Source organism: Aeromonas sp. EU05-FHT14A05 (assembly GCF_058791175.1).
In genome coordinates this window covers 609,089-631,845 of sequence record NZ_JBYTDH010000001.1, presented here as the reverse complement: position 1 = coordinate 631,845, position 22,757 = coordinate 609,089, and the positions used below count along the sequence as shown (strand labels likewise).

Genomic DNA, 22,757 nt, shown 5'->3' with positions numbered 1-22,757 from the left:
GGGCCCTGCGCTTGCCTCCCCCGGCGCGATCCGGGCGGGATGGACCTGCTCTCCTCCCCCGCTTCATGCCTCGGCGCCATAAAAAAGTCGGCCCCAAGGCCGACTCGCTGCACACAATGACAGGCTTCCCTTATTTGAGGTATGTGCCGTCAGCCCCCACCTTGCCCGGGCCGTTCAACACCCAGACTCGCGCCGAATAGGCGGGCACCTGGAAGCTTAGGCTGCCGTTGCTGACGCTCTGGCTTGCGCCAGTCACCGCGTCCCTGTAGGTGCCGTTCTTCAGGCCGCTCAGGTTTATCTGCTGGGCCGCGTTGGCCGCAAGGCCCACGGCGGCGTAGCTGCCCTCGGCGCCGAGATCCCGCACAAAGCTGATGCCGCTCCCCCACTCGTTCACCTGGCTCATGGGCGCCTTCTGCAGGGCGGGCACCGCCTTGCGGATCTGGTTCAGGCGCTTGATGTGCTGATAGAGCGGGTGGCTCGGGGTGGCCGGGTTGTCCAGCACCTCCCCATAGTAGGCGCGACCGGTCTGATCCACCGTCATGGTGGCACCGTCGATGTCTTGCGGCTTGCCGGCCTGGAACATCACCTCCTCCCCGTAGTAGAGGGTCGGGATGCCCCGCGCGGTCCAGAGCAGGTTGTAGGTCATGGCCGCATTGCCCTCTTCCCCGCCGTAGCGGTACTTGAAGTCGTTGTCCGGCCCCACGTCGTGGTTCTGGAAGAAGGTGATGAGCTTGGTGGCATCCCCATAGACCCAGTCCATGGCAAAGATCCCCCCCACCCCGCCAAAGCTCCCCTTGGTGACGTTGTCACGGAAGGTGGAGAAGAGGGAGAAGTCCAGCACCGAGAGGCCGGAATCGCCCCCTGCGCGGGGATCCGCCGGGTTGGCCGTGGTGCGGGTATACCACCAGGGGCGGATCACCGCGGAGGCATTGTCGTTGGCCAGCTCAGAGCCCCAGCCGGTGCCCTTGACCAGGTTCTCGCCAAAGACGAACAGCCCCGGCTTGTGGGCCTGCCAGTCGTGCACATAGGTCAGCAGCTCGTCCCGCTCTATGTGCTTCAAGGTATCGATGCGAATGGCATCGACTCCCATGTCGAGGTACTGGTGGATGGCGCCGTTGAGGTACTCCTTGACGTTCTGGTTGCCGGTGGCGAGATCGATGCAATCCCCCGCCATGTGCTTGCGCTGCAGGGCCAGCGGGCTCTCCCAATCGCCGCCGGACATGAAGCCGTCCAGGTGATACCAGCTGGGATCCAGGGTCTGGGCGTCGATGCCGAAGAAGCGGTTCGGGTTGTAACCTGCGCTCGGCACTGTGGCGCCGGTCTTGGGGTCAACCAGGGGCTGGGTGCCCGCCGGATCGGACTGGCAGCGGGCCTTGTACCAGTCGGGGGCCGCCGGGTTGTCGTCGTCACAGCGGTTGGCGCTGGCGTAGTCCCCGAGGTTGCCCTGATAGGGGCCGTTGCTGATGAGCCCCTGGCTGGAGCCTGCCGGCACGTAGTACTTGACCGGCAGGCGATCGATCCAGGTCTTGCCGCGCAGGCCGTACTGGCTCGAATGGTTGATCACCACGTCCTGTATCACCTTGAGCCCCTTGGCGTGGGCGGCCTGGATGAACTCGCGATAACCGGCTCCCGGCGACTCCAGACGGGGATCGACCCGGTAGAAGTCGTAGGCGTGATAGCCGTGGTAGTCGAGGCCGGAGCGGTTCTCCACCGGCGGCGTCACCCAGATGGCGGTGAAGCCGAGATCCTTGATGTAGTCGAGCTTCTCGATGAGCCCCTTGAAGTCGCCACGCCAGTGGGGATCCCCCGCCTTGTAGCGGTCCCGGTTAAAGTAGTTGTTGCTCCCGTCCCCATCGTAGAAGCGGGCGGTCAGCAGGAAGTAGATGCTCTCGGCGCGAAAATCGCCCCCCGCCACCGGGGTCTCGCCAATCTGATAGCTGAAGCTCTGCACCCCTTGATTGCCGCTGGCGTCGATGGCGAGGGTGCGGATCACCAGATCGGTGCCGCTCCCCTTGTCGCTGGCGAGAATGGTCTGACCGGCGTAGAGGGGGGACGCCGTGGTGGGGGTGCTGCCGTCCGTGGTGAAATGGACGGCGGGGGCGCTGTCGTTATCGTCGCTCACCCCCAGGGTGATGGACTGGCTATCCACATAGCTCCCCGGGGCCGGGGTGGCGGTCACGGTGGGCGCCTGATTGTCGGCACCGGCGAGCGGTGCCACCTCCAGCGTCTTGTCCTGGCTATCGAAGCAGATGCGGTAACTGGTGTTGGCGCTGACCAGGTAATCCTGGGCCGGGTAAGCCTCGGTCCAGTCACCCTTGCGGTCAATCTTGAAGCGGGGGTTGCTGCTGCCAAAGGCCTGCTCGGTACAGAAGGTCACTCCGTCCTCGCTGGTCATGGGGGTCAGGCCCCAGTTGTTGGGGGTGCCGCGGAAATACCAGCTGCCGCCGGTCTGGGGGGCGGCAACCACCAGGCTCACGCTGCTGCTGCCCTTGGCCCCCTGATCGTCGGTGACCGTCAGGCCATAGGTGAAGGTGCCCGCCTGGGCTGTGTTGACGCTGATGCTCTCCGTGGTCTCGCCGCTGCTCCAGAGATAGCTCGCTATCTGGCCGTCGGGATCCGTGGAGTCGCTGCCGCTCAAGGTAACGGTATCCCCCACAGCGACATTCAGGATGCCCCCCGGGGTGATGACGGCGATGGGGGGCTGGTTGTCGTCCCCGAGCGCCGTGATGCTGTAGGCCTGGGTCTGGTCGTTGACCTGGAAGCGCACATTGCCGGTGCCGCTCCAGAGGATGTCGCCGCCGCTGCGCTCCAGCACACCGTCGACGTTGCTGTCGCCGAAGTTGATGGCCCAGTCACCCGCCTGATCGAACTTGAGCCGCTGGTTGGTCTTGCCATCCATGTAGGCGTCGGCCTGCCACAGGTGATCTGCCACCAGCGTCATGGGCAAACTGGCCCAGCCATTGAAGGTGCCGCGCACCTTGAGCTGCGGCAGCGTGCTAGCAAACCCCGCCCCTTCGCAACTCGCCACCGCCGTGGTGGTGATGGCCTGGGTGCCGGCATGGATGCGGATCTGATAGGAGGTATTGGCAGTGACCGCGTAGTCGGCGCTCGGGGAGCTCTGCTGCCAGTTACCGTATCGGTCGATTTTAAAGCGCGGGCCGCCGCTGGCGTCTCCGCTCTGGAAGCGCTGACAGGTGTCAAAGTTGACCCCATCGGTCGACACCATGGCGGTCGCCGCCCATCCATTCGCGGTGCCCCGGAAGAACCACTCCGCCGCCGTGCTCGGCGCCGTGATCAGGGTTCCCAACAATCCGGCCGCGAGTATCCATCTAGCCATTGATAGTCCTTTATTTTCATTGTTTGTGTGTGATGCCGGTGTGTCCCGGCATTCCCCCATCCGCAACGTCCCGCCTTCAGATGAGCCCGACCAGTCTAGAGTCCCGAGTGACCGACTCATGGCCAACAGGCGCAAAATGTGACCGCCGTCGACCTCGCCATTGGCTGTATGTGATTGATAGCGCTTTCATTTCTGCTTAGATCGCGGGCCAGGATGACGCTCGGCACCTGCCACTAGCATCCCACCTCTTGATCACGCCCTGGTCAGGAGCCCGAAGAGCCTGGGTGATGACGGAGCGATTAAAACGCGATTGATAATGTTTCTTGTTTGCGCGTTATCCGATGGCGCATGCTGGACGCCAGGGCCCGGATCCGGGGCCAATCCCATGGGCATTTGAGTACCAATATGACGACCAGCAAGGAGGCAGGCTGATGGATGCCTGCGCAATGAGGCCGACCCACGGCCGCGACCCGCAGGCATTGGGCGCTGTTCACCTTGCCTGCCTGACCGTCGCCCTTGTCTTGCACCTCGCCCTCCTGTGGCTGATGCAAGGCAGCCGCCCCGTCACGCCGCCCGAACCCATTACCCTCTCTGCCCGCTGGGCCGGGGAGTCGAACCAGCATGACGCGCCGGGCAAACCGGCGGCGCCAGCGCCCACCCCGGCGCAGCCGAAAGTCGCCAAGCCGCCCGTGCCCGTATCCCATAAGCAGCCCAAGCCGGTGGTCAAGAGACCCGCGCCCAGGCCGGTGCCCAAGGCGCCGCCAGCACCCGTGGTCAAACCTGTCGCCAAGGCCCAGCCGGTGACTGCACCGGCAGCCCCAGCCGCACCGCTGACCGCGGCCAATCCCTTGAGTCGCGGCAGCAACAGCGCCCCGGCCAAGACGGGCCTGAGCGGGACAGGCGGGGGCAGCAGCGCCCCCATCGCCCGGGACGCCAGATTGAACAACCCCGAGCCCCCCTACCCCCCGGAGTCACGCAGACGGGGAGAAGAGGGACGGGTGGTATTGAAGATCCGTGTCAGCAAAGAGGGCACGGCGGAGTCGGTGGAGGTCGAGCGTAGCAGCGGTCATCGGCGCCTGGACATGGTTGCCCGCAAGACGGTCAGCCGCTGGCGTTTCATTCCGGCCAGGCAGAATGACAACGCCGTCGCAGCCTGGGCCGGGGTCACCATTATTTTCAAGTTAGGGGCATAAGCCATGAATCCGGAAATCGAAACAAGCGGCATGGGCATAGCTCATCTGCTCAGCCAAAACACTGGGGTGGGCCTGGTCCCGCTGATCTTGCTGGTCCTGATGTCGCTCGGCACCTGTTACTACGGGCTGCTCAAGCTCTGGCTTGACCATAGCGAGCAGCGCCAAAACGCCCGCTTCCTGGGTGAGTTCTGGCAGCATGAGAGCGTGCAGGGGATGGCGCACCAGCTCGCCCAGACGCCCCCACGGGAAGCCTGCGGCAGGATAACGAGGGCGGCGCTGACGGCGGTTGCCCAGATTGAGCGATCCCAGGGACGGGCCGCCTCCCTCACTCTGAGCTCTCCCGACGAATTCTTGCTGCGCGCCCTGCGCCAGGCCATCAGCGCCGAGCGTCTTCGCCTCGAGCAGGGGCTGACTTTCCTCGCCTCCGTCGGCTCGGCGGCCCCCTTCATCGGGCTCTTTGGCACCGTCTGGGGCATCTATCACGCCTTGCTGGCCATAGGAGCGGCGGGCCAGAGCAGCCTGGACAAGGTGGCAGGCCCGGTCGGGGAGGCCCTCATCATGACCGGCGTCGGCCTCGCCGTCGCTCTGCCGGCAGTGCTCGTCTACAACCTCTTCGTGCGGCGCAATCGCCTCAAGCTGGCCGCCCTCGACGAGTTTGCCTATGACCTCTTCGCCCTGCTGGTGACCGGCGTCGAACAGACCAGCGCCAGGGTGACGCCGCTGGCCGCCGTCGACAACACCAGACAGGGGAAGATGTAATGGCCTTTGGCAAACTCCCCGGTGACTCGGACGATCAGCCCCTCTCCGAGATCAACATGATCCCCATGATAGATGTCATGCTGGTGCTGCTCATCGTCTTCATGATCACGGCCCCCCTGCTCACCAACGCGGTCAAGCTCGAGCTGCCCGAGGCCAGCAGCCAGGTCCATCAACCCAGGCAAAAAGATGTGGTGCTCTCCATCGACGGCGCCGGCAAGATCTACTGGAACGACCAGGCCGTCGATGAGCAGACCCTGCTCACTCGGATGAGCGAGGCTGGCGAAACCAAGCCCGAGATCCCCGAAATACAGCTGCGCATCGACAAGGGGGTCGAGTACGGCCTCATCGCCAGGGTCATGGCCGAGGCCTCCCGGCACGGGCTGCACAAGATTGCCTTCGTGAGTCTGCCGGAAAACGAGTGAGGCTGGCCAGGGGGCCAGCGCCAGATGATCTCGATGAGCCAGCCACGCAGACGGATCCCCAAGATGGGGACTGGACGGCTGGTGCCACCGGGCATCGGATGATGCCTGGTTCATTGCCCCCATTCCCCGGTTGCCAAGAGAGGGGCACCCCCCGCATGATGCGGACTCTGCATTCAGGGTCCCGGGCGCAAGCCCCTCATTTCAAGGAGAGAAGATGAGAACATCGGATTACGTGCGGCTGCTGGTGCTGGCGGCCATCTGGGGCGCCAGCTTTCTGTTCATGCGCATCGCCGCGCCCGCCTTCGGCTCGGTCAACACCACCTTCCTGCGGGTCTTCTTCGCCCTGGTCGGGCTCGCCGCCATGCTGTTGTTGCTGCGCACCCCCATGCAGTATCAGGGCAAGCTCAAGTCCGCCATGGTGCTCGGCATCATCAACTCGGGCGTGCCCTTCCTGATGTACGCCATCGCCGCGCTCTGGCTGCCCGCCGGTTATTCCGCCATCCTCAACGCCACCACGCCCCTGATGGGGGCTCTTATCGGCTTCTCCTTCTTCCACGAGACGCTGACCTTGCGCAAGTGGGCCGGGGTCATGCTGGGGCTGATGGGCATAGCCCTCATCACCACCACGGGGGAGGTCGACCTGAGCGGTCAGCTGGCCATCGGGGTGCTGGCCTGCCTCATCGCCACCGCCTGCTATGGCTGCGCCGGCTTCCTCACCCGGCGCTGGATCAGCGAGCGGGGGGGCCTGGATGCCAAGCTGGTGGCCTTTGGCAGCCAGCTCGGTGCCTGCCTCTTCCTGCTCCCCTTCTTCGGCTACACCCTGGCGACCGGCCCCACCGTCGACTGGGCCCAGCCTGGGGTCTGGGCCAGCGTACTGGCGGTCGGCTTCCTCTGCACCGCCCTCGCCTATCTCATCTACTTCAGGCTGATCGCCGATATCGGGCCCCTGCGATCCCTCACTGTCACCTTCCTGATCCCGCCCTTTGGCATACTGTGGGGCTATCTGGTGCTCGGCGAGACCCTCACCGGCGGCTTCGTGGCGGGCGGCGCCATCGTCTGTCTCGCGGTCTGGCTGGTGGTGAGCCCGAGCAGGGCCGCCAAACCGGCCAAGGCGCAGCCACAGAGCTGAACGCCGGCAGGCAGATCTCCCATGGCTCGGCAGATGGCACAGGCAAACTGGCGCCAGCAGCAGCCGCTGCCACAGACACAGACTCGGCGGATGGGCCGAACTGGGGTAAGATGTGCCCCATCGTTTTCTCCCCGCCCCGGCGGACACAGCAGCAGGGCCAGCCTTGAACCACCTCGACGAATCCAGCCAGAGCAGGCAACAGCAGATCTTCACCGTCACCCGCCTCAACAGCGCCGTGCGCATGATACTGGAGCAGGATCTGGGGCTGGTGTGGCTGACCGGCGAGCTCTCCAACCTGGCGATGCCAAGCTCCGGCCACTGGTACTTCTCCTTGAAGGACATGTCGGCCCAGGTGCGCTGCGCCATGTTCAAGGGCAACAACCGCCGGGTGCCGTTCCGACCGCAAGATGGCATGCAGGTGCTGGTGCAGGCGCGGGTCTCCCTCTATGAGCCCCGCGGCGACTACCAGCTCATCATCGAATCCATGCAACCCGCCGGGGACGGCATGCTGGCCCTGCGCTTCGAGGAGCTCAAGCGCCGCCTCGGCGCCGAGGGGCTGTTCGACGAGGGGCGCAAGCGTCCGCTCCCCCGCGAGCCGCGCGCCGTGGGGCTGGTCACCTCCGCCACCGGCGCCGCCCTGCACGACATGCTGACGGTGCTGGGGCGCCGCGCCCCGGATCTCCCGGTCTTCATCTACCCGACCCAGGTGCAGGGCAGCGCCGCCATCGGCCAGATCGTCTCTGCCATCGCCCTGGCCAACCGCCGCGCCGAGGTGGATGTGCTCATCGTCGGGCGCGGCGGCGGGTCGCTCGAAGATCTCTGGTGCTTCAACGAGGAGGCGGTGGCCCGCGCCATTGCCCACTCCGCCATTCCGGTGGTGAGCGCCGTGGGCCACGAGGTGGACGTCACCATCAGCGACTTCGCCGCCGATCTGCGCGCCCCCACCCCCTCCGCCGCCGCCGAGCTGGTGGCACCGGACCGGAGCGCCCGCGCCCAGCGTCTGGTGCACCTCAAGCAGCGCCTGGTGCAGGCCATCTCCCGGCGCCAGACCGCCGCCCGCCACGGCTTCGTGCTGCTGCAAAAACGGCTCGACCATCAGGATCCCAAGCGCCGGCTGGAGCAGCAGTCCCAGCGCCTGGACGAGCTCGACCGCCGCCTGCAGCAACTGCTCAATCTGCGCCTGCATCAGGGGGAGCGGCGCCTCGCGAACCTCGAACTGCGGCTGCAGGCGAGGAGCCCTTCAACGCTGCTGGCCGCCGGCAAGCGTCGCCACCAGCTGGCACAAGAGCGGCTCCATACCCTGATGAACAAGCGCCAGGATCTCGCCGCCCACCGCCTCGCCATGCTGAGTGCGCGCCTCGACGGGATAAGCCCGCTGGCCACCCTGGGGCGGGGTTACTCCATCACCCGCACCCCCAGTGGCGAGGTCATCAGCCGCGCCGCTCAGGTGAGCCCGGGCCAGCAACTGGTCACCACGCTCGCAGAGGGAGCGCTGCGGGTGCGGGTGGAGGACGTGAACAACCAATAACGAAAAGGGGCCGTCAAGCGGCCCCCTTTCCTTTCTCGTCTTGCTCCCTGCCAGCTACCCCCGCGAATGATGCCGGGCCCCGCCCGGATGAGCGGCGGGGGTTGCCGCCTCCCCTCCCAGGGGATTTGACTGCAGATATTCGAACAGACCTGCCTGCAGATTGACGTTCCAGAAGCGCCCCGCCAGGGTCAGCGCCAGTGTCTCCCCGGTCAGCTCGGCCAGGCCGTGCTGCTGCCAGCGTTCAAAGAGCGGCAGCAGATGGGCCCGCAAGGGAGGCGGCAAGCGCCCGAGGGCAAGCCAGCCGGTATCGAGACCACCGCGCAGCAGGCCGTCGATGGACGCGCTGGGGTTGGGCCTCATCACCATGCCGGGGGCACGCTGACCGGCCGCCAGCGCCTCGTGCCAGGCTGCCAGATCCCGGCCATACATGAGGCCGTGGCCATGGATGTTGCCCCCCGCCCCCGCACCGAAGGGGAGGATCTCGGCGCCGCGTTTGGCCATCTGGTTGTAGCGGCTCTGCTCGGCCTCGCCTTGTCGCCAGTGACTGCAGGAGAGCCGCTGCCAGCCCCCCAGCTCCAGGGTGTGGGCACCATAGGCATACATGGCCGCCCGCTGCTGGCCATCGGCGGACCAGCCGAGCCGGCCCTTCTCCTGCGCCCGCTCCAGATTGGTGCCCTGCATGGGGATGAGCTGGTAGAGATCCACCCCGTGCACGCCGCTGGCCATCACGTCAGCGATGTCCTGGCGCCACAGGGCCTCATCCTGCCCCGGCAGGCCGAAGATAAGATCGGCAACAATTACCGCCTCGTCATCCCGGGTCAGCTCCCCCAGCCGGGCGAGCAGTGTCTCTCTGTCGTCGAAACGGGCCGCCTGCTGGCGCACAGCTGTGTTGAAGCTCTGCACCCCGAACGAGAAGCGGTTGAAGCCCCCCGCCAGGGCCGTCTGCCACTTCTCGTCATCGAAGCCGTTGAGCCGCCCCTCCAGGGTCAGCTCCGCATCCGGGGTGAGGGGGAAGGCGCGAATGGCCCTGGCCAGCCGCCCCAGATCCGCTGCCGCCATGTCGGTCGGGGTGCCGCCCCCCACGTAGACGGCCGAGAAGGGGCGACTCTGGCCAAAGGGAGACTCGGCGGCCCGTTGCAGGTCGTCGCACAAGGCCGCCATATAGTGGCTCATGCGCGCCGGGTTGGCGCCGTTTTCGAAGAAGTTGCAGAAGCTGCAGCGCTTGCGGCAGAAGGGAACATGGATATAGAGCGCCCGCTCCTGGGCCTCGCTCGGCCGCTGCCACCAGGCTTGCCAGCCGGCGGCGTCCAGCGTCAGGGGGGCTGCGCCGCCCCGGCTGGCATGGGCCGAGGTCTTGGCGCCAAAGGCGAATTTCAGGGGATCCGGGGTGGCGAGCCCCGTCATGGTCGGGGTGAATTGTGGCGTCATCACTGGCAGGTTACCGTCTGGAAATAATGCAAATGATAACGAATATCAGTTGGGCTCTGTGTTGTGCTGGATCAAGTCAGGGACATTGAGAGGGTGTCATCTTATCCCTCTGCTTGGTCGCGAGAGAGCATGCAAAGCGGGATCATGCAGTAGGAGTGGCAGGAAGAGAGCCACTCTCCGGCGGGAGAGTGGTGGCACACACGCGGTCAGGCCAGAGGAGGGATCAGGGCGCTGACGCTGGCTGGGCAAATCAGCCGTTGTCTATGATGATGGCGACCCGGCGGTTCTCTGCCCGCCCGGCGGCGGTGCCGTTATCGGCGATGGGCGCCTCTTCCCCGCGTCCACGGATGTCCAGGTTGGCTGCGGGCATGCCCACAGACGCCAGCACCTCGGCCACGGACTGGGCCCGTTTCAACGAGAGCTGCTGGTTGTAGGCCGCCTCGCCGTTGGAGTCAGTGTGGCCGTCCACCCGAGCCCGGTTCAGACCCACCTCAATCAGGGCCCTGCCCAAGGCTTCCACCACCTGGCGGGTGCCGGGATTGAGGGCCCCCACGTTGTTGGCAAAGAGCACCTTGTTGGAGATATCCAGGGTCCAGCCCTCGTCGGTCAGGTGGAAACCCTGCTCCTTGAGTGCGGCGATCTGCGCCTCGGTGAGACCCTGGGGGGCGCTCTGGCAAGCCGCCAGCCCACCGAGCAAGAGTGCGAACAGGCCTGCTCTCATCAGGTTGAAAAACGTCATCATTCTTGTCCTTTCATTATTTTTCATATCAATTTCAAGTGGTTGTCTTATGGTCTCCGGCTCCCTCCCTGCGTTGTCGTTTGGATTCATACATGGCGCCGTCGGCGGCCTGCACCAGGGCATCCGCCGTCTCCCCCTGCTCGGGGTAGAGGGCGGAGCCGACGCTGATGCCGACCCCCAGATGGCGACCATCGCTCAAGACCACCGGGGTGCTCATCGCCTGCTGGATCCGCATCACGACCTCCTGCACCTCGCTCCCCTGATGCACCGGGGAGAGCAGGACCACAAACTCGTCCCCCCCGAGGCGGCACACCAGGTCCATGGGCCTGAGCTGATGTTGCACCCGCCGCGCCAGCGCGATGAGCACCTCGTCACCTATGGCATGGCCCAGGTTGTCATTGATCTGCTTGAAGCGATCACAGTCCAGATAGAGCAGGGCGAACCGCTCCTGCCGGGTGCGCCCGGCCTGGATGGCCTGCCCCAGCCGCGCCTCGAACAGCGCCCGGTTGGGCAATCCGGTGAGGGGATCATGGGTTGCCTGGTGCAGCAGGGTGGCGTTCTCCCGCTTCTGGTGAGCCTGCCAGGCCTCCAGCTCGTCGAGCAGTGAATTGAAGTCCACCCCGAGCTCGTGCAGCTCGGCGATATTGGCCGCCGGCACCCGCTGCTTGAGGGCGCGCTGGCGGCTGACGTTGTAGGCGACCTCGGTCAGTGCCTTGAGGGGGGCCGTGATGGAACGCTGCATCCGGCGCGCCACATAGAGCGCCCCCAGGATACTGAGCAGCAGGCACACCAGGGTCGCCATCAGGGTCTGCAACAGGAAGCGCAGCAGGTATTGCCCATGGCCGACCAGATGAACCCGGCCTATCTCCTTGTTTTCCCTCACCATGGGCAGCTCCACAGGTCCCGGCAGGATCTGGCGGGCCAGATGTTGCTCCAGACTGGTCCAGGGGGTCGTGATGTCCCTGCGCCAGCTCGCCAGCACCTGACCGCCGGGCAGCAGAATGCTGGCGCTGGCCACGTCCTCCCGGGAGGTGATGGCCTCGAGGGCATCCTTGGCCGCATCCTTGTCATCGAACACCACGGCCGCTTCCGCGGTGTAGCTGATGGCCCGCGCCACCAGCTTGAGGTTGTGATCCGCATAGAGGCGCAGCGCCAGCAGCGCCGTGATGGTCAGGAAGAGGCCCGCCATGCAGACGGCGGTCAGGGAGATCATCATGTGGGTGCGTCCCAGGCTCTGGCGCAGGGTGAGCCGCGGGGCGACGGCGTGGATCCTGGCGCTCATCGTGCCTCCTCATCCGCTCTTGCGAGCTTCAGCACGGCCGGGTGCACCCGCACGCCGCTGCGGGCCAGCGCATCCAGGTTGACCCGAAAACGAACCCTCTCCTTGCGGGCCTGCAGGCAGAACACCGCATCGGCGATGCACTCGCTGCTCTGCTCGCTGATGCTGAGGATGGCGTATCCCCGCAGACGCTCGAACAGGGAGAGCCGCTGCTCGGGGGCCAGCACCCCCAGATAGATGACATCGCAGCGCTGGATCAGCGCCTCGTCGTCGACCTCGTAGCGATGCACATCGACCGGGCGGCCATTGGCCTGCTGGCTGATGGTGAGCAGCGACGCCGCATATTCCGTGGGCGCGGCCACGCAGAGCCGCAATCTGGCAGGCTCGCTGGGCCAGCGGGTGTAGCTCAGGATATCGAGCACTGTCTGGCGCACCAGCTCGCTGCGCACTTCCGCCGAGGTCGCCGGCGCCGCCTCGCAGGCCAGCACCCAGAGGCAGCACAAAGGCGTCAGCCACGCCAGGATCCGAAAGGAGGAGAATAACTGCATGATGCCCGCGCTTATGCCCACGTCGATACCCGGGAGGTCCGACGCCCATGAAGGGAGTGCCAGAGAGGAGTCGCACCGAGCTTATCAGCCGCCCAGCGGCTGCCTATCCGTCCTGGCCTTGGCTGCGTCACCGGCCGACGCAGCGAGGGCAGCCCCACAGACCAGGACGGCGGCCCCGGGGGCACGCCTGCAAGGTTACTTCTTGCCAATCCCATATTCACGCAGCTTGTTGGCGATGGCGGTATGGGAGACCCCGAGCCGCTTGGCCAGTTGGCGAGTAGAGGGGAAGGCCGGGTAGAGCCGCTCCAACAGCCGGCTCTCGAAACGTTTCACCGCCTCGTCGAGCCCCCCTTCGAACCACTCGTCGATGAGGGGCATGGCATCCGCCGCCACCGGCAAGTCAACGTGCTCGGGGCCGAGTTCGTCCCCTTCCAGCAGGGTCATGGCCCGGTAGAGGCAGTTGCGCAGCTGGCGCACATTGCCGGGCCAGCGGTAGGCGGTCAGGTACTCGGCCATGTTGCGGGTAAAGCGCGGGCGCGGGCGCTGCAACTCGCTCGCGAAGCGGGAGACGAACTGCTGGGCCAGGGCCATGATGTCCGCCTTGCGCTCGCGCAGGGGGGGCAGCGCCAGACTCAGCACATTGAGGCGGTAGTAGAGATCTTCCCGGAACTTGCCTTCGTGCACCAGATCCAGCAACTGCTTCTGGGTGGTGCAGATGAAGCGCACGTTGACCCTCACCTCCTGCTCGTCCCCGACCCGGCGGAAGACCCCGTCCTGCAGCACCCGCAGGAACTTGGTCTGCAGATGGGGGGACATGTCCCCTATCTCGTCCAGCATCAGGGTGCCGCCGCTCGCCAGCTCCAGCACCCCGCGCTTGCCCTCGGTGTTGTTGCCAAAGGCGCCGGGGGCATAGCCAAACAGCTCGCTCTCGGCCACGTTGTCCGGCATGGCGGCGCAGTTCAGCGCCATGAAGGGGTGGCTGGATCTCAGGCTGGCGCCGTGACAGGCGCGGGCCAGCAGCTCCTTGCCGGTGCCTGTCTCCCCCACGATGAGCAAGGGGGCATCCTGCATCGCGAGTTTCGCGGCCTGGGCCAGCACCTCCTTCATCTTCTGGCTCTCGGCCTGCAGGTGCTCGAAGCCCCCCACCTCCACCGCGTGGAGCGCGCTGAAGTGCATGCCGACCCGACGGGCGGACTTGAGCACCACCACAGCGCCGGCCAGGGCCTGCTTGCCCTTCTCTTCTGCCACGAACAGCGGCATCAGATCCCCGAGGTACTCCTCGCCGCCGAGGCTGAGTTTGCAGGTCTGGGGCTTGATCTCGCTCGCCTCCAGCCAGCGGGCGAAGGAGAAGCCCTTGACCAGGGAGCCGAGCGCCACCCCGCGCACCTCTTCCGGCGGCAGCGCCAGCGTGGTGAGGGCGGCCTGGTTGGCCTGGGTCACCCGTCCCTTGCTGTCGAGGGAGAAGACCAGATCCGGCAGCGCCTTGAGCAGGGCCTCTATCTCGTGATGCTCTCGCTCGGAGGGCATGTAGGGGATGGTCTTGACGTCATAGACGCCGGGAATGCGGCGGATCTCCGGCATCAGGTGCTGGAAATCGCGAAACTCCAGCTCGGGGAAATTGAGATAGATGATGCCTGAGGTATCGATTTCGATGCCGCGCAGATCGATGTTGTGCTCCACCAGTCGGTCGAGCAGTTCCCGGGTCAGGCCCAGACGGTCTTCACAGCTGACTTCAAGACGCATTCGGCACACACTTCCTAGCTAACATTCTGAATAGCCGGATGATACAGACTCGATCCCGCCAGTGCGAGCGCTCCCCCATAAAAATGCGGGCCTGCCCCGTTTTCACCGGGCAGGCCCTGTTTCTTCGCGTCAAGCCGCAGTTACTTCAGCAGCTCGTCGGTACGTGCCGCCATGATGAAGTCGTTGCGATGTAACCCTCCTATCTTGTGGGTCCACCAGCTCACTGTCACCTTGCCCCACTCGGTCAGGATCGCCGGGTGGTGAAACTCGGCCTCCGCCAGCTCCCCCAGCCGGTTGGTGAAGGCCAGCGCCTCCTTGAAGTTGCGAAAGGCAAATTCACGCCTCAGTTGCAGCTCGCCGTTCACCACCAGTGGCTGCCAGTTGGGAATGGCGTGCATCAGCTCGCTCAGCTCCTGCTCGGTCACCCTGGGGGCATCGGCGCGGCACGCTTCGCACCGCTGGTTTGCCAGTTCAGACATTCGGGACTCCTTTCATCGATACAATGGGTTGAAAACGGGTTCAGCTCGCCTGCCGGCCAGGGGCCGGGGCAAAGCGGGGCGGACGCAGGCCGAGGCGACGGGCTTCGGCCACCGCCGCCATGATCTCCTGCGGCCCCAGACGGTAGAGGCAATCCAGGCTTGGCAGCACGAAATAGACGGGCTGCATGATGTCGATGCGATAAGGGGTGCGCAGCACCTCCAGCAGATCGAAGGGTTGCAGCACCGGCTGCCCGGAAAGGGCATAGGCGGTCTCGCCGATGGAGGAGAGGATGCCGCCACCGTAGATGCGCAGCCCCTCCCCCTCCTGCAGGAGACCAAACTCCACGGTGAACCAGTAGAGCCGCGCCAGATAGACCCGATCCTCCTTGCTGGCGTTCAGCCCGAGCTGGCCATAGAGGTGGGTGAAATGGGCAAAGGCGGGGTTGGTCAGCATGGCACAGTGGCCGAAGATCTCGTGGAAGATGTCGGGCTCCTGCAGGTAGTCGAGCTCGTCCCGACGGCGGATGAAGGTGGCCACCGGAAACTGGCGATCAGCGAGCAGGGCAAAGAAGCGATCAAAGGAGATGAGGGCGGGCACGGCGGCCACCGACCAGCCGGTGGTGGGGGTCAGGGCGGCGTTGATCTCCCCCAGTTGCGGGATGCGACCCTTGGGCAGTGCCAGCCTCTCCAGCCCCGCCCTGTATGCGTCGCAGGCCTTGCCCTCGAGCGCCGCGAGCTGGCGCGCGATCAGGATCTGCCAGGTCCCCTGCTCTTCCTCCGAGTAGTGGATGACGCCCTGTGCGTCCGGTTGGTGTGCTGTGTAGCGGCTTGCCATGATCCCTGCCATCTCCTGCCCCTAGGGGCCCCTTGTCGTTGCTCTTCAGGATCACTGTAACGGCTTGCCCAGCAAAAAAGCAGCCGACCCCGAGGTCGGCTGCCTGCCACAGATGTAAATAATTTGTGACATCCAGATCTACTTTCCCGGGGCGCTGTGGGGGTGCAAATGGCCCGCACCGGGAGAGATCAGGCAGGGTGATCCCCGCCCTTGAATGGCACTATGACTTGCGAAGATAGCCCGCCAGCTGGCCGACAAGCCGCTTGCGCAGCTCCCCGAGCCTGGGTTTCTCGTCCGCACACCAGGGCAGCGGGCGGCACGCCTCTATGGTGCGCAGGCCCAGGCGGGCGGTGAGCAGGCCGGCCCCCACCCCTTGCGCGGCGCGAGCGGAGAGCTTGGCGGTGAGCTCGGCTCCCAGCAAGTCCATCCCCACCTCGGTCACCAGCTCGGTGGCACCGGCATAGAGCATGTTGCGAAACACCTGGCGGATGAGGCGAATGCGGCTCCAGTAGCCGAGCTCGATGGCGTAGACATCGGCGATGTCCTCGATCATCCGCAGGTTACGCCACAGCATCAGCATCATGTCGACGGTGGCGAGCGGGCTCAGGGCCACCAGCACGGCGGCCTCCCCCGACCACTTGGCGACCCTGGCCTGGGCGAGTTTATCCCGCTCCCCCAGCACCAGCTGGCTGTAGAGGGTCAGCACCTCCCGATCGCTGTGGCTCTCGTCGAGCTGGGCCAGCCAGGTGCTATACCCCTCCCGCCCCTTGTCGCCGCTCTTCTCGGCCAGGGCCTCGCAAAATGCCTGCCCCTGCCCCACCCCCTGATGGGCGAGCAGATCTTCGGCCCTTGAGCGCACATCCTGGCGCCGCTTGAGAGTGCGCAGCCGCAGCCACTCGCGCCCGACCACGCCGGCCGTGCCGACCGCCACCAGACCCGACGCCAGCAGCCAGGCGCCGCCCCAGAGCGGAGTGGTGAGAAACTGGTCATAGAGGAAGGCGCCAAACTGGCCCAGGGAGAGCAAGCCGACCGCCCCCAGTCCCCAGCCCAGCAGGCGATGACGACGGCGAGGCCTGACAGTGAGCGCGGGTTCGACCTCGGTGAACTCGTCCAGCGCCTCCAGAGGCTCGAAGCTCTCCTCTTCCAGCCGCTGGGCCGGGGCCGGGGGCGGCGTCTCGCTCGCCACCGACAGGGTCGGCTCCAGGATCACCTTGCCTTGCAGCGGCACCTTCTGTGTTGTCTGATCGTTCATCTTGTTGTCTGCTCCTTGGTGCGGCGCCGGTTATTCGAGGTGATCCCCGAGCAGGAACTCCAGTGCCGCGTCCAGCCGGATATGGGGCAGCGCCTGATGGGCGCTCATGGGCATGGGGCGAAATGCCTGAAAATCGAAGCCCTGGGTGTGCCACCACTGAGCGGGTGGAATATGGGGTGGCACCTCCCCCGGGAAGAGCAAGAGCGGCTCCCCGGCCAGGCTGGTGCCGCGGATGGCCGGAAACTCGCGACCATTGGCGACCCCCTTGCCCACCTCGGTGGCCTTGATGGCGGCCAGCGCCAGGCATTCGGTCTCTATCCCCTCGAAGCGGGCCTGACCCCGGCCGCTGCTCACCAGATGCTGGAGCAGGGAGACCAGGGGCCCGTGCTGCTCCGGGGTGACGTGATCGGCCTTGCTCGCCACGAACAGCAGCTTGTCGATGCGCGGGGAGAACAGCCGGCGCCACCAGTTGCTCTTGCCATAGGCGAAGCTCTCCATGATGCGGGCGATGGCCTGCTGCATGTCGCCAAAGCTGGCGGCCCCGGCGTTGAGGGGCGCCAGGCAGTCCACCAGCACTATCTGGCGATCGAAGCCTGCGAAGTGCTGCTGGTAGAAGCCCTGCACCAGGTGCTGCTTGTACTGCTCGAAGCGCTGCTTGAAGGTGGCGTAGAGGGTGCCATCGGCAGGCTCCCGGGCTGGCTTGTCCCACACCCAGGGCACGAATTGCAGCAGCGGCGCCCCGGCATACTCCCCCGGCAGCACGAAACGGCCCGGCTGGATGAGGTGCAGCCCGAGCTCCTGCTTGCAGGCGTGCAGATAGTCGGTGTAACGGGCCGCCAGCTCGCAGGCCGGCCGCTCCTCGAAGGCTTGCTCGGCCTGCCAGCCGGGGGTCAGCCAGTCGGCGGCCAGGGCCTGCAGCTCGGGGCGACGCAACTGGGTTGCCACCTGCTCGCTCCACTGCTCGTAGCTCAGATCCAGCAGCGGCAAGTCCAGCAGCCACTCGCCGGGGTAGTCCACCAGATCCACATAGAGGGTGGAGATCTCCCCCAGGTGCCGGCGCAAGGGGTGGCGGGTGCGGTAACGGATTTCCAGGCGCACCTCGGCCACCCCACGTGTCGGCTCTGGCCAGGCAGGGGGGTCACCAAACAGGGCATCGAGGCCCCGCTCGTAGGGGAAGGTGGGGATGTGGGCGTTTTGCTGGGGAACCCGGCGGGCGCCGAGGATCCGCCCCTGACGATGGGCATCCCACAGGGGCAGACGGCCGTCGATGGCGGCGTGCTCCAGCTGGTTCACCAGCGCCGTGATGAAAGCGGTCTTGCCGCTGCGCGACAGGCCGGTGACCGCCAGCCGGATGTGGCGATCCCGAGCCCGGTTCACCACCTCAAAGGCCTTGTGCTGCAGCACAGACCATGACTGTTCGAGTTTGTTGCGTATCAAGGCGGGTCTTTTTCTCCTGTCACAGCCGAACCATGGTGATAAGGGCCGGGCCACAGCCTCGCGCCCTTGCGGTACTTACAGCTTGCTGAACTCGCGCTGCAGGGTGAACTCCTTGGAGGTCACCAGCTTCTCGAGGCGCTGCACCCTTGGCTCGAGCGCGTCGAGCTCCTGGGCAATGCGACCGAGCGCCTGATGGGGAGTGACGCCGGCCTGCCAGCTGCGCGCCTTCATCCGAACCTCGGCAAAGTCCGCCTCCTGCTCCCCAAACAGGGTGACAGGTTTCTTGTCGAGCAGAAACCAGGCGGCTATGTAGGCGGTGAAGGTGATGAAACCGGCGAAGATGAGGCCGCTGATGGCCAGCAGCCGCACTATCCAGGTCTCCACCCCGAAGTAGTCGGCAAGGCCGGCGCAGACGCCGGCTATCTTGCCCTTCTGGGGATCCCGGTAGAGATTGCGAGAGTTATTCGAGGCGCTCATACCTTGTTCCTCCAGCCCGGGGCCTCGGCATCCGGAATGAAACCCGGTGTACCGACCGACGCAGGCTGCATGTGATGGCAGCAATGGATGGCATTCATACCCTGTTCCTCCAGCCCGGAACCTCGGCATCCAGAATGGACTCCAGGGCCCCGACTCTCTCCTGCATCTTCTCGGCCCGGACCAGCAGGCCTTGCAACTGCTCCCGCTCATTGTCGGCAAGCCCCGCACCAATCCGGCCCTTGGCGCGATAGTGCAGCACCAGCCAGATGGGGGCCACTATGACCATGAAGACGATGAGTGGCGTCGCCAATATCCCAAGAATGTCTTCCATTCATCACTCTCCTTTCGAGGCAGTGTCGCTCTGGCCGAGCTTCTGGCGCATGGCCTCGAGCTCGCGGCTGATCTGATCGTCCGCTTCCAGCTCGGCAAACTGCTGGGCGAGGGCCTTGTCGGACTGTCCCAGATCGGCACGGGCTTCCATCTCGTCGATGCGGCGCTCCATGCGCTCGAACTTGCTGACCACGGCCTGGCTGTCGCCACGGGCCACCTGGCTTTGCACGTTCAGGCGGCTGCTGGCCGCTTCGCTGCGAATGGCCATCGCCTTCTGGCGGGCACGGGCGTCTTCGAGCTTGGCTTCCAGCTGGCGGATCTCGTCGCCCAGCTTGTCGATGCCGCTGTCCACCGCCTGCTGCTCGCGATAGAGCGCCTCGGCCAGCTCGCTCTGCTTGTTCTTCTCGATGAGGGCGGCCCGGGCCAGATCCTCACGCCCCTTGGTCAGGGCCAGCTCGGCCTTGGCCTGCCATTCGTTCACCCGCTCCTGATGGCGGCTGACCTGACGGCCGATCTCTTTCTGGTTGGCAAGGAAGCGGGCCAGGTTGGAGCGCTCCTTCACCAGTTCATCTTCCATCTCCTGGATGATCAGGCGCACCATCTTCTGGGGATCCTCGGCCTTGTCGAGCAGGGACGTCAGATTGGAATTGATGATGTCGGCCAGGCGGGAAAAAATACTCATGGTTCTACTCCTGTGATGGGCATTGGGTTGTTTCTCCATTGACAATGGCAACTTGTGTGCCAATCTGGAACAATAATTAACTTGTTGATTTATATGGGTACTCTCCATGAGTTTCAAGACGCCCGGAACAAGAGATGATTAAAATAACCAACTTTTGGTAAGATTAACCAGATTTTTCAACGAACAGGGATCAGGATGACCACGGCCACGGAAAGTCTGTTGGGTGAGTCCAACGCGTTTCTAGAAATCATCGAGCAGGCCTCGCGACTCGCCCCCCTGCGCAAACCTGTGCTGATCATCGGCGAGCGGGGGACCGGCAAGGAGCTCATCGCCCACCGCCTACATTATCTCTCGGATCGCTGGGATCAAAGCTTTGTCACCATCAACTGCGCTACCTTGAGCGAGAGCCTGCTGGAAACCGAGCTGTTCGGCCACGAGGCGGGCTCCTTCACCGGCGCCGCCAAGCGTCATCAGGGTCGCTTCGAGCGGGCCGATGGCGGCACCCTGTTCCTCGACGAGCTGGCCACCACCAGCGCCCGGGTGCAGGAGAAGCTGCTGCGGGTCATCGAGTACGGTGAATTCGAGCGGGTGGGCGGCGCCAAGGCGCTCAAGGTGGATGTGCGCCTGGTGTGCGCCACCAACGAGGATCTGCCGCAGCTGGCGGCCCGGGGACAGTTTCGTCACGATCTGCTGGACCGGCTGGCCTTCGACGTCATCACCCTGCCTCCGCTGCGGGAGCGACGGGAGGACATACTGATGCTGGCGGAGCACTTCGCCCACGGCATGACCCGGGAGCTGGGGTATCCGCTGTTTGCCGGCTTCTCCCGCAAGGCGACCCAGTTGCTGCAAGACTACCCCTGGCCCGGCAACGTGCGGGAGCTCAAGAACGTGGTGGAGCGCAGCCTCTACCGTCAGGGCAATCCGCAGTTGCCGCTCTCTGAGCTGGTGATCAACCCCTTCGACTCCCCCTGGCGCCCCCGTACCGGCAGCCCGTCCCCGGTGGCCACCGAGGCGGCCTCGGCAAGCGGCCCCCAGGCCATGAGCCTGCCGCTGGATCTCAAGGGGGCGGTGGCGGAATACGAGATTAATTTACTCAAGCAAGCGATGCAGCAATCCCAGTATAATCAGCGCAAAGCCGCCCAATTGCTGACCCTGAGCTATCACCAGTTCAGGGGCATGCTGCGCAAATACCAGCTGCTCGAGGGGGATGACAACAATGGCAATGCGGACAACGACTGACCCTTTGCCACCACCCGTTCCGGAGCATGCTGTGCAAATACCAGCTGCTCGAGGGGGATGACAACAATGGCAATGCGGACAACGACTGACCCTCTGCCATCACCTCCGTCGAGACATGCCAGGTAAATACCCGCTGCTCGAGGGAATTGACGAGGGGGAGGTTCGCGCCCCCCGATGGGATGCCCTGCCCGGCAGGATCCCGCAACGCGCCCGCCCTCTGGCGGGCAACTCTGTCTGAAAACATGGTTCCAACATGAGAATGCTCACACCACTGCTGCTCGGTCTCCTGGTACTGGTCACCGGCTGTCAGAAACAAGACGATGCCTCCAGGACCGGACTCATCTATTGTGCCGACGGGGCGCCCAGGTCCTTCAACCCGCAGCTTGCCAATTCAGAGGCGACCCTGGATGCCAGCGCCCGCCCGCTCTACGATCGCCTGCTCGAGGTCAATGCCAATACCCTCAGCATCGAGGGGGGCCTCGCCACCCACTGGCGCAGCAGCGAGGATGGCCTCTCCTATACATTGACGCTGCGCAAGGGCGTGACCTTCCATCGCACCCCCTGGTTCAACCCGACGCGCCACTTCAACGCCGACGACGTGCTCTTCACCTATCATCGCCTGCTGGACGAGCAGCACCCCTTCCACCGCATCTCGGGTGGCGAGTACCCCTATTTCCACAGCCTGGGGCTCGGCAGCCTCATCAAGCGGGTCTACAAGAAGGGCCCCCATGAGGTGGTGTTCGAGCTGAACCGGCCGGATGCCTCCTTCCTCGCGACCCTGGCCAGCGACTACGCCATCGTGCTCTCGGCCGAATATGGCGAGCAGATGGACAACGCAGGCACCCCGGAGCTGCTGGACAGCCGGCCCATAGGCACAGGGCCCTTCAGCTTCAAGGAGTACCGTCACAACGAGTTCGTGCGCTACCTGCGCCACCCCGGCTACTGGGGCGGCGAGGCGAAGATTGAGCAGCTCATCTACGACATCACCCCCAAGTCGTCCAAGCGGCTCGCCAAGCTGCTGACCGGCGAGTGCGACGTGATGAGCACCCCCTCCGCCAGCCAGCTGTCGGTGATAGGCAAGGACTCCCACCTCACTCTGTCGGTGCAGTCGGGGATGAACGTCGCCTTCCTCGCCCTCAATACCCGCAAGGCCCCCTTCAACAAGGTGCAGGTGCGCCAGGCGCTGGCCAGTGCCATCAACGTGCAGAACCTGCTGCAGGCGGTCTATTTCGAGACCGGTCAGCCCGCCGCCAGCCTGCTGCCGCCGCTCTCCTGGGGCTACAACCCCTCCCTGACCCAGCGCAAGCCCGATCTGAAGCTCGCCCGTCAATTGCTCAGGGATGCCGGCTACCCGAACGGGTTCGAGATGCAGGTGCTGGTGCAGCCCGGTGCCCGCCCCTACAACCCGGACGGCCTCAAGACGGCCCAGCTGATGCGCAGCGATCTCGCCAAGATAGGGGTGAAGCTCAAGATAGTGCAGCAGGCCTGGCCGGTCATCGAGACCCGGCTCGCCAAGGGGCAATATGACAGCCTGCTGTCGGGGTGGATCGCCGACAACGCGGACCCGGACAACTTCTTCCGCCAGCTGCTGAGCTGCGCCGCCGTCGAGCGGGGCAACAACTACAGCCGCTGGTGCAGCCCCGCCTTCGATCAGCTGCTGGACGATGCGGTGACCACACCGCAACTCGCGTTCCGTCTGCGCAACTATTACTATGCCCAGTCCCTGCTGAGCGAACAGTTGCCGCTCATCCCGCTGGCCCATGCCCTGCGCACCCAGGTGAGCCGCAGCGACATTCAGGGACTGACCCTCATGCCCTTTGGCGGCACCACCTTCAACCAGGCCCATCGGGAGTGAACATGGCTGACATCCATTCCACAGGTGGCATCTGGCCTCCCTTCCCATCGACGCAGCCCGGCGCGG

The 22,757-nt window shown here is 65.3% G+C and carries 20 protein-coding genes; 7 read left to right on the top strand and 13 right to left on the bottom strand.

Going from position 1 to position 22,757, the window contains the following annotated elements; all coding sequences use genetic code 11:
- Positions 1-130: 130 nt before the first annotated feature.
- Entirely contained in the window at positions 131-3,337 is a 3,207-nt protein-coding gene (locus AC3WR3_RS02710) for an alpha-amylase family glycosyl hydrolase (protein WP_492291083.1), read from the bottom strand.
- A 431-nt stretch (positions 3,338-3,768) separates the two neighbouring features.
- On the opposite strand from AC3WR3_RS02710, the gene AC3WR3_RS02705 reads away from it, so the two are divergent.
- The 5 genes from AC3WR3_RS02705 (at position 3,769) to xseA (ending at position 8,368) form a co-directional block, all read left to right on the top strand.
- Positions 3,769-4,530: an energy transducer TonB gene (locus AC3WR3_RS02705; RefSeq protein WP_492291082.1), complete on the top strand. Its 762-nt coding sequence runs from the start codon at positions 3,769-3,771 to the stop codon at positions 4,528-4,530.
- A gap of 3 nt (positions 4,531-4,533) precedes the next feature.
- The gene (locus AC3WR3_RS02700; protein ID WP_492291081.1) at positions 4,534-5,289 is read left to right on the top strand and encodes a MotA/TolQ/ExbB proton channel family protein; all 756 of its coding nucleotides are present in this window, start codon (positions 4,534-4,536) and stop codon (positions 5,287-5,289) included.
- Positions 5,289-5,711 (top strand): ExbD/TolR family protein, encoded by a 423-nt coding sequence (locus AC3WR3_RS02695; RefSeq protein ID WP_492291080.1) that lies wholly within the window; start codon positions 5,289-5,291, stop codon positions 5,709-5,711. The genes AC3WR3_RS02700 and AC3WR3_RS02695 overlap by 1 nt, the downstream gene beginning before the upstream one ends.
- Before the next feature lie 214 nt (positions 5,712-5,925).
- Positions 5,926-6,840 carry a DMT family transporter gene (locus AC3WR3_RS02690; RefSeq protein WP_492291079.1) on the top strand — a complete coding sequence of 305 codons (915 nt, stop codon included), beginning with the start codon at positions 5,926-5,928 and terminating at the stop codon, positions 6,838-6,840.
- 163 nt (positions 6,841-7,003) lie between these two features.
- The gene (gene xseA / locus AC3WR3_RS02685; protein WP_492291078.1) at positions 7,004-8,368 is read left to right on the top strand and encodes an exodeoxyribonuclease VII large subunit; all 1,365 of its coding nucleotides are present in this window, start codon (positions 7,004-7,006) and stop codon (positions 8,366-8,368) included.
- Positions 8,369-8,422: 54 nt separating this feature from the next.
- Here xseA and hutW read toward each other — a convergent pair whose 3' ends face one another.
- The 12 genes from hutW to pspA form a co-directional block, all read right to left on the bottom strand.
- Positions 8,423-9,796 carry a heme anaerobic degradation radical SAM methyltransferase ChuW/HutW gene (gene hutW / locus AC3WR3_RS02680; RefSeq protein WP_492291077.1) on the bottom strand — a complete coding sequence of 458 codons (1,374 nt, stop codon included), beginning with the start codon at positions 9,794-9,796 and terminating at the stop codon, positions 8,423-8,425.
- 250 nt (positions 9,797-10,046) lie between these two features.
- Positions 10,047-10,535, bottom strand: a complete 489-nt coding sequence (gene yfiB, locus AC3WR3_RS02675) for an outer membrane lipoprotein YfiB (protein ID WP_139437861.1) — start codon at positions 10,533-10,535, stop codon at positions 10,047-10,049.
- Positions 10,536-10,569: 34 nt separating this feature from the next.
- Entirely contained in the window at positions 10,570-11,817 is a 1,248-nt protein-coding gene (dgcN, locus tag AC3WR3_RS02670; protein WP_492291076.1) for a diguanylate cyclase DgcN/YfiN, read from the bottom strand.
- On the bottom strand, positions 11,814-12,362 hold the full coding sequence (gene yfiR / locus AC3WR3_RS02665; RefSeq protein ID WP_162852237.1) for a regulatory sequestration protein YfiR: 549 nt from the start codon (positions 12,360-12,362) through the stop codon (positions 11,814-11,816). The genes dgcN and yfiR overlap by 4 nt, the downstream gene beginning before the upstream one ends.
- Positions 12,363-12,557: 195 nt before the next feature.
- A complete protein-coding gene (tyrR, locus tag AC3WR3_RS02660) occupies positions 12,558-14,105 on the bottom strand; it encodes a transcriptional regulator TyrR (protein ID WP_139437865.1) in 1,548 nt (515 codons plus the stop codon).
- Between the two features lie 140 nt (positions 14,106-14,245).
- Positions 14,246-14,584, bottom strand: a complete 339-nt coding sequence (locus AC3WR3_RS02655; protein ID WP_492291075.1) for a 4a-hydroxytetrahydrobiopterin dehydratase — start codon at positions 14,582-14,584, stop codon at positions 14,246-14,248.
- Positions 14,585-14,624: 40 nt separating this feature from the next.
- On the bottom strand, positions 14,625-15,419 hold the full coding sequence (gene phhA / locus AC3WR3_RS02650) for a phenylalanine 4-monooxygenase (RefSeq protein WP_492291074.1): 795 nt from the start codon (positions 15,417-15,419) through the stop codon (positions 14,625-14,627).
- A gap of 220 nt (positions 15,420-15,639) precedes the next feature.
- A complete protein-coding gene (locus tag AC3WR3_RS02645) occupies positions 15,640-16,671 on the bottom strand; it encodes a YcjF family protein (RefSeq protein WP_492291073.1) in 1,032 nt (343 codons plus the stop codon).
- A gap of 30 nt (positions 16,672-16,701) precedes the next feature.
- Positions 16,702-18,108, bottom strand: a complete 1,407-nt coding sequence (locus AC3WR3_RS02640; protein ID WP_247626313.1) for a YcjX family GTP-binding protein — start codon at positions 18,106-18,108, stop codon at positions 16,702-16,704.
- Positions 18,109-18,183: 75 nt separating this feature from the next.
- Positions 18,184-18,585: an envelope stress response membrane protein PspC gene (pspC, locus tag AC3WR3_RS02635; protein WP_202045366.1), complete on the bottom strand. Its 402-nt coding sequence runs from the start codon at positions 18,583-18,585 to the stop codon at positions 18,184-18,186.
- A gap of 94 nt (positions 18,586-18,679) precedes the next feature.
- Positions 18,680-18,916, bottom strand: coding sequence for an envelope stress response membrane protein PspB (gene pspB, locus AC3WR3_RS02630; RefSeq protein ID WP_042650412.1), 237 nt, complete (start codon positions 18,914-18,916; stop codon positions 18,680-18,682).
- 3 nt (positions 18,917-18,919) lie between these two features.
- Positions 18,920-19,597: a phage shock protein PspA gene (gene pspA, locus AC3WR3_RS02625; RefSeq protein ID WP_106886961.1), complete on the bottom strand. Its 678-nt coding sequence runs from the start codon at positions 19,595-19,597 to the stop codon at positions 18,920-18,922.
- Positions 19,598-19,792: 195 nt separating this feature from the next.
- Here pspA and pspF point away from each other — a divergent pair, with 195 nt between their 5' ends.
- Positions 19,793-20,836, top strand: coding sequence for a phage shock protein operon transcriptional activator (pspF, locus tag AC3WR3_RS02620; protein WP_139435480.1), 1,044 nt, complete (start codon positions 19,793-19,795; stop codon positions 20,834-20,836).
- Between the two features lie 259 nt (positions 20,837-21,095).
- Positions 21,096-22,691, top strand: a complete 1,596-nt coding sequence (gene sapA, locus AC3WR3_RS02615; RefSeq protein ID WP_492291163.1) for an ABC transporter substrate-binding protein SapA — start codon at positions 21,096-21,098, stop codon at positions 22,689-22,691.
- The last annotated feature ends 66 nt before the right edge of the window (positions 22,692-22,757 follow it).